Raw genomic sequence first — 9,772 nt, 5'->3', positions numbered from 1 at the left:
CGTCGTGGTGGACGGGCACGAGGTGCCCAAGATGAAGCGCGAGGAGCTGTACCGGCTGCGGCTGGAGATGGGCTACGTGTTCCAGTTCGCCGCCCTGTTCGACAGCATGACCATCGGCGACAACGTGGCCATGGGGCTGCGCAAGAAGGGCGGGATGTCGGAGGGTGACATCCGCGACCGCGTGGCCGAGTCGCTGGACCGCGTGGGGCTGGCCGGCTTCGAGCGACGCTTTCCCGCGGAGCTTTCCGGCGGACAGAAGAAGCGCGCGGGGCTGGCGCGGGCCATCGCGTACCGGCCCAAGTACCTGCTGTACGACGAGCCCACGAGCGGCCTGGACCCGGTCACCACGGAGGTGATCGACCGGCTGATCATCAAGATGAAGCAGGAGCTGGGGGTCACCAGCCTGGTGATCACCCACGACATGAAGAGCGCCTACTCCATCAGCGACCGCATCGCCATGCTGTTCGAGGGGCGCGTGGTGGAGGTGGGCACGCCGGACCAGATCCGCCGCACGGGCAACCCCATCGTCAAGGGGTTCGTGGAGGGGCGGCCGGAGATGATCGAGGAGGCCACGGCCGAGGCGGCGCCCCAGACGCACCACGGGGACCGCCACGTGGGCGGCGGGCCGGACGGCAGGCACGACGGACAACGACGCGGGCACGCAGACGGACACCACGGGCACGGCCCGCACGGGAGGGACGCATGAGGCTCAAGAACGAAGCCCTGGTGGGGCTCACGGTCATCCTGGGGATCATCACGGCGGTGCTGGGCGCCGTGTGGCTCAGCGGCCGCTCGTGGGGCGAGCAGTACAAGGACGTGGTGGCCAGCTTCAGCGAGGTGGGGCAGCTGGCCGAGGGCAACCCCGTGACGTACCGCGGCGTGCAGGTGGGCCGGGTGAGCGAGATCGAGCTCAGCCCCCGCGGGACGGGCGTGTACGTGACCATGTCCATTCGGCCCGACGTGCAGTTCAGCGGGCAGGACGTGGGCGTGCTGCTGGGCAGCGCCTCGCTCTTTGGCGACTGGCAGGCGGAGATCGTCTCCCAGGCGGACTTTCCGGACATGCTCTTTACCACCACCCCGCGCCGCGACGTGCTGCCGGGCGCCACGCTCCCCGACATCTCGGAGCTGACGGCCGTGGCGGCGCGCATCGCGAGCGACATCGAGACGCTGTCGGAGCGCATCCAGATCGCGTTCACGCCCGAGACGGCGGTGGAGATCCGGCAGACCATCGAGAACGTCTCGGCCGCCACGGACCAGCTGAGCGGGTTCCTGGAGGCGCAGACGCAGACGTACGGCCGGGTGGGCGCCAACGTGCTGGCGTCGACGGAGAACATCCGCCAGGCGACGGCGTCGGCGCAGGCTACCATGAACGACGTGCGGGCCAGCCTGCGCGGCGGCGACGTGCAGCAGATCCTGAACAACGCCCGGGTGGCCAGCGAGAACCTCACGAACCTGACGGAGCAGCTGTCGGGTGCGGGCGCCGGCGTGCCGGGGCTGGTGGCGCGGGCGGACAGCACGCTGGGCGCGTTCGGGCGCACGGCCGAATCGCTGAACACGACCATCGCGGGGCTGCAGCCGGGCCTGGCCGAGGTGGGCCCCACGGTGGCCGAGGCGCGGACGCTCATCACCAACTTCAACGGCCTGCTCACGCAGATGTCGTCGCAGCAGGGCACCATTGGCCGGCTGATGCAGGACCCGGCGCTGTACGAGGAGTTCCAGCGCCTGGTGGTGACCATGCAGCGCCTGATGGCCGACATCCAGGCCAACCCGGGCAAGTACATCGGGGAGCTGCAGGTCTTCTGAGTGCGAAAGTGCGGGAGTGCGAAAGTGCGAAAGTAACGGCCCGCGGGAGGGGCCCTCACCCGCTCGCTGTCGCTCGCACCCTCTCCCGCAAACTGCGCGGGAGAGGGTGTAGACTTCGACGGGCGAACTGCACTCCGTCACATTCCGCGTAACACGTAGTTCTCCCCCTCCCCCGCGAAGCGGGGGCAGGGGGCCGGGGGGTGGGGGCCCTCGCCCGGTGTGAAGGCCCGGCCGAACGGCACCCAATCCGCCGTTCGGCACGCGAGCACGAACCCTGCTAACGCAGGTCGCAGGTGCAGCTGGGGGCTATTCCCTATTCCCTGTTCCCTATTCCCTGTCGGCCATGGCCTTGCTGGTCCAGAAGTACGGCGGCACCTCGGTGGGCACGCCGGAGCGAATCCAGGCCGTCGCCGACCGCGTGGCGCGCGCGCGGCGCCGCGGCGACGACGTGGTCGTGGTCGTCAGCGCCATGGGACACACCACGGACGAGCTCATCGAGCTGGCCGAGGCCGTCACCGGCGGCGACACCTGCACGGCCGACCACCCCCGCGAGATGGACATGCTGCTGAGCGCCGGCGAGCGCATCAGCATGGCCCTGCTGGCCATGGCCATCCGCGAGCGCGGCGTGGAAGCCCGCTCGCTCACGGGCAGCCAGGCCGCCATCATCACCGACGAGTCGCACACGGCGGCCCGCATCGTGGAGGTGCGCGCGGACCGCGTGCGCGAAACGGTGGACGGCGGCTCCGTCGCCATCGTGGCCGGCTTCCAGGGCGTGAGCACGGCGCGCGAGATCACCACGCTGGGACGGGGCGGATCCGACACCACGGCCGTGGCCCTGGCCTGCGCGCTGCAGGCGGACCGCTGCGAGATCTACACGGACGTGGACGGCGTCTTTACCTGCGACCCGCGCCGCGTGCCCACGGCCCGCATCATCCCGCAGATCTCGCACGCGGAGATGGTGGAGATGGCCCAGAGCGGCGCGCAGGTGATGCACGCCCGCGCCGTCGATCTGGGCGCGCGCTACGGCATGGACATCCGCGTGCTCTCGTCGTTCGTCGACGGACCGGAGAGCGACGATCCCAACCGAGGCACCCTGATCACGGAACACCCGATGGCGATGGAAGACCTGGTCCTTACCGGCATCGCGTCGTCGCGCGGCTACGCCAAGCTCATCCTGCGCGGCCTGCCGCCAGGGATGCGCACGCCCACGGACATGCTCGTGGCCCTGGCCGACGCCGGCGTGTCGGTGGACATGGTGACGGAGGCGCCCGACGCGGACGGCCGGGTGCTGCTGCAGCTGACCGTGCGCGAGGACGACCTGGACCGCGCCAAGCAGGTGGCGGCGGAGGTGGAGGCGGCGCTGGGCGGCGGCGGGGCCATGGAGGAGCGTGGCGGCCTGTCGCGCATCGCCCTCGTGGGCAGCGGGATGAGCGGACGCCCCGGTGTGTACGCCCAGGCCTACCGCACGCTGATGGACGCGGGCGTGGAGGTGGAGGCCGTGTCGACGTCCTCCATCTCCATCACCCTGCTCGTCCACGCGGACGGCGAGGACGCCGCCCTGCGGGCCCTGCACGCGGGCTTTTCGCTGGACCGCCCGGCGGAAGTGCCCGCCGTGGCCGCCGCGGGCTGAGGGGGAAGACGCCGATGCACGTCGCACTGCTGGGCGCCACGGGCGCCGTGGGCCGCACCATGCTGCAGGTGCTGTCCGAGCGAAAGCTCAAGATCGACCGGCTTACGCTCCTGGCTTCGCCGCGCTCCGCGGGCCGCTCCATCGACTGGGGCGGCCGCAGCTGGGAATGCCGCGTGGCGGCCCCGGGCGTGTTCCGGGACGTGGACTTCGCCCTGTTCTCCGCCGGCGCGGACCGGTCGAAGGAGTGGGGACCCGTCGCGGCGGAGGAGGGCGCCATCGTCGTGGACAACTCGTCCGCGTGGCGGATGGACCCGCAGGTGCCGCTCGTGGTCCCCGAGGTGAACGCGGCCGCGGCGCAGGACCGGCCCAGGGGGATCATCGCCAACCCCAACTGCTCCACCATCCAGATGGTGGTGGCCCTGGAGGCCATCCGGCAGGCGGCGGGGCTGGCGCGCGTGGTGGCGTCCAGCTACCAGTCCGTGAGCGGCGCGGGCGAGACGGGGCGCGACGCGCTGCGGGCGGAAGTGGGCGGCGGCGCGGCGGAGGGCTCGCCCTTCGCGCGGCCCATCGCGGGGAACGTGATCCCGCAGATCGGCGACTTCGACGAGGAGGGCTGGACGGGCGAGGAGCGCAAGATGATCAACGAGACGCGCAAGATCCTCTCGCTCCCCGACCTGCCCGTGGCGGCGACCTGCGTCCGCGTGCCCGTGGACGTCGGCCACTCGGTCCAGGTGATGGCGGAGACGGAGCGTGAGCTGTCCGTGGACGAGGCGCGCGCGGCCCTGGCGGCGTTCCCCGGCGTGATCGTGGCGGACGGCGCGGCGGGGTACCCCACGCCGCGCGAGACGGCCGGGCGGGACGAGGTGTTCGTGGGGCGCATCCGCAAGGACCCGTACCTGCCCCGCACGCTGCACCTGTGGGTGGTGGCGGACAACCTGCGCAAGGGCGCGGCGACCAACGCCGTGCAGATCGTGGAGGAGCTGGCGGGTGCCTAGACGCCGTCGCGGAGGAGGAGCCCGCATGCGGGCCGTGATCGAGACCAGCGCCGGCGGGGTGATCTACCGCTGGCGCGAGGGCCGCGCGCACGTGCTGCTCATCCGCGACGCGTACCACCACTGGGGCTTTCCCAAGGGCCACGTGGAGGCCACGGAGACGGCCGCCGACGCCGCCCTGCGCGAGGTGCAGGAGGAGACGGGACTTTGCACGCTGCGCCTGGACCAGCGGCTGCGGACCATCGACTGGTTCTTTCGGTTTCGCGGCAAGCTCATCCACAAGTACTGCCACTTCTACCTGATCGAATCCCCCGAGGGCGACACCTGCCCGCAGCGGGAGGAGGGGATCACGGAGTGCATCTGGCTCCCCCTGGACGAGGCCATCGCGTCCATCTCGTACGACAACGCCCGCGAGGTGCTCATGCTGGCCGCCGAGGCGCTGCTGGGGACGCTGGAGGGCCCCCGCGAGCGCACGGAGCCCGGCGACGGCCACACCTGCGGCGACTGCGGATGCGCGGAAGCGGCGATGCGGGAGATGGAGATGCGGGAGCGCGAGATGCGCGGCGACGGACGGGGCGAGCGGGAGCGCGAGAACCGGGACGGACGCGGCGAGTGGCGGGAGGCGATGGCGGCGCACCCGCGCGATCGCGGGCAGGGGAACTGAGGCTCGTCCAGGCATCATCGAGCGCCAACCCCGGACGCACAACCCCAGCCTGAGCGGCTAAAAGCCGCCGCTGGGACAGCGGAAAGCCCCGTCTCGCGCCGACGCGCTCTGCGAACGAGGCTTCAACCGCCAACACGGGCTATCACCCGGCGATGTGGCGGGCGTCCGCGGAAGGAGGGCGACGGTGCAGTCCGCGAAGGCGGACTTCGTGCCTTTCCAGCGGCGAATTCATTCGCTCCGGCGCGGGGGAACGGCCATTCCCGGATCAGATCCGCACCGCGCATAAACCGCGGATCCTCATCTGCCCCGGTAACAAGCTGAAATGCAGCGAGGCCGTGTGTCGTCCGCCGTCCGCGGATCAGGCGCGGCGGGAGCGCAGGTGGTTCACGGCCATCATCCCCAGGGGGAGCGCCCAGCTGGCCGTGCTCATGGCGCGCGCGCCGCGGGCGGCCGTGGGACTGCGGCGCGCCATGCGGTTCATGGCCCAGCTGGCGGCGCCCATCACCGCCACCTGCTTCATGCTCGGGCGGCGGCCGCCGTTGAGCATCATCATCCGCATCAGGTTGTTCATGGCCACGTCCTCCAGCTTCGGGTAAGTGGTTGATTGCCCGTGGGTTATGCACGATCGATGCCGTGCTGCGTCCACACGGCACCCTGGACCGGCGGCGCCGCGCGCACTACTCTGGGGCCGTCCCGCCGTCGGCTTTCCTCCCCTTCCCGATCCGATGATCCCGAAACCCACGGAACCGTCCCCGTTCAACTGGCGGGCCTGGCACGCCGTCGTGGTGCTGGTGGTGCTGGGCTTCTTCATGATGAGCATCCGCAGCATCCTGAACCCGTTCATCCTCTTCTTCCTGCTGCTGTTCCTCATCCAGCCGTACTCGGGCACGCGGCATCACCTCCTCGTCGTGAGCGCCACGGGGCTGCTGACGTTCATCTGGCTGCTGGACACGACGGGGTTCCTGCTGGCGCCGTTCGTCCTGGCGCTGGTGCTGGCGTACGTGCTGCACCCGCTGGTGGAGCGGATGGAGCGGCGCCGCATCCCGCGCACCTGGGGCACCACCCTCCTCGCGCTTCCCGCCGTCGCCCTCCTCCTGCTGGTGGTCTTCGTGGGCATCCCCGCCCTGAGCGCGCAGATCGCGGAGTTCATCCGCGGGGCGCCGGTGCTGCTGCAGACGGCCACGCAGCGGCTGGAGCAGTGGCAGGCGCAGCTGCAGACGCGCGACGTGGCGTGGCTGGACGAGGACGCCGTGCTGGAGCGGATGCGCTCCATCCAGCCCGAGGCCGTGATGGCGTGGCTGCAGCAGCGGCAGGCGGCCATCGCCGGGGCGGCGTGGGCGGGCATCCTGGGCGTGGGCAAGGGCGTGGGCGCCATCCTGAGCCTGCTGAGCTACGTGTTCCTCACGCCCATCCTGATCTTTTACCTGCTGCGCGACTGGCGGAGCATCGAGCGGCGCCTGGGCGAGCTGGTACCGGCGCCCTACCGTGACCGCGTGCTGGGTTTTGCGTCAGAGTACGACCGCCTGCTCGCGCGCTACCTGCGCGGCCAGCTGCTGGCGGCCGGCATCGTGGGCGTGCTCACGTGGCTGGGCTTTTTGATCGCGGGCTTTCCGTACGCGCTGGTGCTGGGGGTGGTGGCGGGGGTGTTCAACATCATCCCCTACATGGGGCTGGTGGCCAGCCTGATCCCGGCGCTCGTCATCGCCATCTTCTCCGCCCATCCGCTCGTGGCGCTCATCAAGATCGCCGTGGTGTTCGCGGTGGTGCAGGTGCTGGATTCGTCCGTCATCGGCCCGCGCGTGGTGGGCGAGGCGGTGGGGCTGCACCCCGTATGGGTGCTGCTGGCGCTGGCCGTGTCGGGCTACTTCTTCGGCTTCGTGGGGCTGCTGATCGCCGTCCCGCTCGCCGTGCTGGTGAAGCTGGTGCTGACGGTCGTGCTGACGCGCTACCGTGCGTCGAGCCTGTTCCGCGGCGAGCGGCCGCTGATCGCGCTGGACTGAACGGAAGTGCGTGAGTGCGGCAGTGCGTGAGTGGTTCAAGCGGTTGTTGTTGAGCCCGAGCGGAGCGCCCCCTCCGCTCGCCCAGGCTCGCACCTCCCCCCCAAACCCCTGGGGGAGATTGAACTTCGGTCCGGTCCCATCGCAGTAGAAATTCATCGCAGGATCCTTCCCGACTGACGGATGGCGCCGGCCGACCGGCGGGCGCCCTGGAAACCCGTTCTCAAGAGGATCAGACATGACCCGCAGGATCATGCCGGATCACGGGAAGTACCGCTGGACGGCGCACCTCTGCGCCCTCGTGCTGGTGATGGCCTTCGCCTCGTCTGCCCAGGCGCAGCGTGGGCCGCGGCTGCTGGGCACGCCCGTGGCGCAGCCGGCGGACAGCGACGCCGTGGCAACGGATGCGCTGGCGGCGGACACCGGCCTGGTTGCCGCGCCGCTCACGCCCGTCGCGGACAGCCGCGGCGCGTTCCCCGTGGAGCGGCGGATGGAGATGCGCTCCACGGCATACTGCCTGCGCGGCAACATGCGCACGGGCGTGCGCGTGCGCGACGGCATGGCCGCCGGCGATCCCAGCGTACTGCCGCTGGGCTCCGTCGTGCGCGTGTCGCACCCGGACGGACGGGTGATCGGCATCTTCGTCATCATGGACACGGGCGGCGCCGTGCGCGGCAACAAGATCGACCTGTGGTTCTCCGACTGCGGCGAGGCGTCGGACTGGGGTACGCGGCGCGTCATCGCGGAGGTGCTGGACATCGGGCGGGCGTAGGCCCTCACCCGCTCGCTGTCGCTCGCACCCTCTCCCGCAAACTGCGCGGGAGAGGGTGTATACTTCCACGGGCATCCTGCACCGGGGCCGACCACTCGCGACGCCTCAGTTCTCCCCCTCCCCCGCGAAGCGGGGGCAGGGGGCCGGGGGGAGGGGGCCCTCGGCGGGCCGGCAGACACTTCGCCTTCCCGCGTGAGGCCCGTCCCTCCTCCCCCGCCTTGCGAAACGGGGCGTCCCGCGCCCAATCTTCACGCGTGAGCCGCGACCTCCTCTCCCTCGTCTTGCTGCTGCTGGCCGTGTTCGGCGTGCTGGGGCTCCTTACCCGGCTGGGCCGCGCGGCGCTGCGCCTGGGCCTGAACGCCGCCGAAGCCACCGCCACGTCCGGCGCCGCCGAGGTCAGCCAGCGCCGCGGCGACATCACCGGCTTCATGGAACGCCGCGAATCCGGCGTCGCCCTGCGCCGCGCCCGCCGCCGCAACCTGCTCGCCCTCGCCGCGTACGGCCTGGTTCTTGTCATCCCCCTTTTCACGCCCGTGACGCGGGAGTTGTACGCCGCCGCCGCGCTCCTGTGGCTGCTGCCCCGGCGCTCCATCCGCCCGCCCGTCGAGCTGCCCCACCCGTAGCATCTCCCGCCCCAACTCTCCACGGCCCGGACGCGCCCGGAGCCGTGAACTTTGCACTCATGTGTTTACGCCGTCCCTTTTGCGGCACCCGCGGAGCACGTGCGTGGTATTCGGCTTTTCTTCGGATTGCATTTACCGGGAAAGCCGATGTCTGCCCTTCCCCGTTGGATCGAGCCACAGCTCCTTTCCCTCGCCGCGCGCGTGCCGGACGGCGCGGGGTGGATCCACGAGCTCAAGTACGATGGATACCGGCTGCACCTGTGGCTGGAGGACGGCCGCGTGCGCCTGCTCACCCGCGGCGGCCACGACTGGGCGGAGCGGATGCCGGCGCTGGTGCGCTGCGCCGAGACGCTGGACGCGGGCACGGCGTACCTGGACGGCGAGCTGGTGGTTCTGGACGAGAACGGACTGCCGGACTTCGACGCGCTGCACGGGTGGATCCGGACGAAACGCAAGCGCGTGCCGGGCTACCTGGCGTTCCAGGCGTTCGACCTGCTGCACCTGGACGGCGAGGACCTGCGCGCCCATCCGCTGATCGACCGAAAAGCGGCGCTCGCGGCCATGCTGGCGCGCTCCGGCCCGGCGGCGCGCACCGTCCGCTACGTGGACCACCTGGAAGGCAACGGGCCCGTCTTTTTCGAACGCGTGCGCGCGGCGGGGCTGGAGGGCGTGGTGTCCAAGCGCGCCACGAGCCGCTACCGGCCGGGCATCCGCGCGGCGGAGTGGGTCAAGACCAAGTGCTTCGAGCGATACGACCTCGTGGCCGTCGGGTTCACGGGCGCGCTGGGCTCCGTGCTGGTGGCCGCGGAGGAGCCGTCCGGCCGGCTGCGATACGTGGGGCGGGTGAAAGGCTGGGTCGCGCGAAAGGCGCGGGCGGGGCTGGTGGCCGCGCTGAGCGAGCGCGAGACGGATGCATGGCCGCTGGCCGGCCGCGCGCCGCTGATCAAGGACGCGCGCTGGGTGCGCCCGGAGCTGACGGTGACCGTCACGGCGCTCCCCCGCGAGGATGGCGAGCCCCTGCGCCACGCCACCCTGCGCGACTGGCGCCCCCGCAACGTGCTCAAGCTCGTGCGGTGACTCGTCGTGCGCACGTCGTGCACGTCGCCGACGCGCCGGCCGTCCGCGGAGCATCCGCCCGCGTCCACCGTAGGCGTCATCCTTGTGTGTTGACGATGTGCTAAGTTCACCACCGTACGGGCCAACTCGTTCATCCTTTGGTTGAGAAAACCGTTCCTCAGCATGGGTGGCCCGTACGGCAGGTGGTCGCAAGAGCTCGAACAGTTGGGCGGAC

General features: G+C 71.1%; 10 protein-coding genes. 9 read left to right on the top strand and 1 reads right to left on the bottom strand.

Translation table 11 applies throughout. From position 1 onward, the window contains the following. The 5 genes from VFZ20_RS24440 to VFZ20_RS24420 form a co-directional block, all read left to right on the top strand. The coding region (locus VFZ20_RS24440) for an ABC transporter ATP-binding protein (RefSeq protein ID WP_329686576.1) at positions 1–706 on the top strand (706 nt) is incomplete at its 5' end. Then, on the top strand, positions 703–1,803 hold the full coding sequence (locus VFZ20_RS24435) for an MlaD family protein (RefSeq protein ID WP_329686575.1): 1,101 nt from the start codon (positions 703–705) through the stop codon (positions 1,801–1,803). The genes VFZ20_RS24440 and VFZ20_RS24435, both read left to right, overlap by 4 nt. Before the next feature lie 343 nt (positions 1,804–2,146). Next, entirely contained in the window at positions 2,147–3,433 is a 1,287-nt protein-coding gene (locus VFZ20_RS24430; RefSeq protein WP_329686574.1) for an aspartate kinase, read from the top strand. Between the two features lie 14 nt (positions 3,434–3,447). After that, positions 3,448–4,428 carry an aspartate-semialdehyde dehydrogenase gene (locus tag VFZ20_RS24425; RefSeq protein ID WP_329686573.1) on the top strand — a complete coding sequence of 327 codons (981 nt, stop codon included), beginning with the start codon at positions 3,448–3,450 and terminating at the stop codon, positions 4,426–4,428. A gap of 25 nt (positions 4,429–4,453) precedes the next feature. After that, on the top strand, positions 4,454–5,089 hold the full coding sequence (locus tag VFZ20_RS24420) for an NUDIX hydrolase (RefSeq protein ID WP_329686572.1): 636 nt from the start codon (positions 4,454–4,456) through the stop codon (positions 5,087–5,089). Positions 5,090–5,447: 358 nt separating this feature from the next. Here VFZ20_RS24420 and VFZ20_RS24415 read toward each other — a convergent pair whose 3' ends face one another. Beyond that, positions 5,448–5,660 carry a hypothetical protein gene (locus VFZ20_RS24415; RefSeq protein ID WP_329686571.1) on the bottom strand — a complete coding sequence of 71 codons (213 nt, stop codon included), beginning with the start codon at positions 5,658–5,660 and terminating at the stop codon, positions 5,448–5,450. A gap of 154 nt (positions 5,661–5,814) precedes the next feature. Between VFZ20_RS24415 and VFZ20_RS24410 the strand changes: the two genes are divergently transcribed. The 4 genes from VFZ20_RS24410 to ligD all read left to right on the top strand — a co-directional run bounded on the left by VFZ20_RS24410 (position 5,815) and on the right by ligD (position 9,558). Then, positions 5,815–7,089: an AI-2E family transporter gene (locus VFZ20_RS24410; RefSeq protein WP_329686570.1), complete on the top strand. Its 1,275-nt coding sequence runs from the start codon at positions 5,815–5,817 to the stop codon at positions 7,087–7,089. A 235-nt stretch (positions 7,090–7,324) separates the two neighbouring features. After that, a complete protein-coding gene (locus VFZ20_RS24405; protein ID WP_329686569.1) occupies positions 7,325–7,858 on the top strand; it encodes a 3D domain-containing protein in 534 nt (177 codons plus the stop codon). 254 nt (positions 7,859–8,112) lie between these two features. After that, a complete protein-coding gene (locus tag VFZ20_RS24400; protein ID WP_329686568.1) occupies positions 8,113–8,481 on the top strand; it encodes a hypothetical protein in 369 nt (122 codons plus the stop codon). A gap of 147 nt (positions 8,482–8,628) precedes the next feature. Next, positions 8,629–9,558 carry a non-homologous end-joining DNA ligase gene (gene ligD, locus VFZ20_RS24395; protein ID WP_329686567.1) on the top strand — a complete coding sequence of 310 codons (930 nt, stop codon included), beginning with the start codon at positions 8,629–8,631 and terminating at the stop codon, positions 9,556–9,558. The last annotated feature ends 214 nt before the right edge of the window (positions 9,559–9,772 follow it).

The organism is Longimicrobium sp. (assembly GCF_036280135.1).
Taxonomy (GTDB): domain Bacteria; phylum Gemmatimonadota; class Gemmatimonadetes; order Longimicrobiales; family Longimicrobiaceae; genus Longimicrobium.
This window is presented reverse-complemented; position numbering and strand designations above follow the sequence as displayed.

Bases quoted from the DNA above. Each gene is read 5' to 3' on its own strand.
- VFZ20_RS24435 (WP_329686575.1), top strand. From the start codon at position 703: ATGAGGCTCAAGAACGAAGCCCTGGTGGGGCTCACGGTCATCCTGGGG.
- VFZ20_RS24430 (WP_329686574.1), top strand. From the start codon at position 2,147: ATGGCCTTGCTGGTCCAGAAGTACGGCGGCACCTCGGTGGGCACGCCG.
- VFZ20_RS24425 (WP_329686573.1), top strand. From the start codon at position 3,448: ATGCACGTCGCACTGCTGGGCGCCACGGGCGCCGTGGGCCGCACCATG.
- VFZ20_RS24420 (WP_329686572.1), top strand. From the start codon at position 4,454: ATGCGGGCCGTGATCGAGACCAGCGCCGGCGGGGTGATCTACCGCTGG.
- VFZ20_RS24415 (WP_329686571.1), bottom strand. From the start codon at position 5,660: ATGAACAACCTGATGCGGATGATGATGCTCAACGGCGGCCGCCGCCCG.
- VFZ20_RS24410 (WP_329686570.1), top strand. From the start codon at position 5,815: ATGATCCCGAAACCCACGGAACCGTCCCCGTTCAACTGGCGGGCCTGG.
- VFZ20_RS24405 (WP_329686569.1), top strand. From the start codon at position 7,325: ATGACCCGCAGGATCATGCCGGATCACGGGAAGTACCGCTGGACGGCG.
- ligD (WP_329686567.1), top strand. From the start codon at position 8,629: ATGTCTGCCCTTCCCCGTTGGATCGAGCCACAGCTCCTTTCCCTCGCC.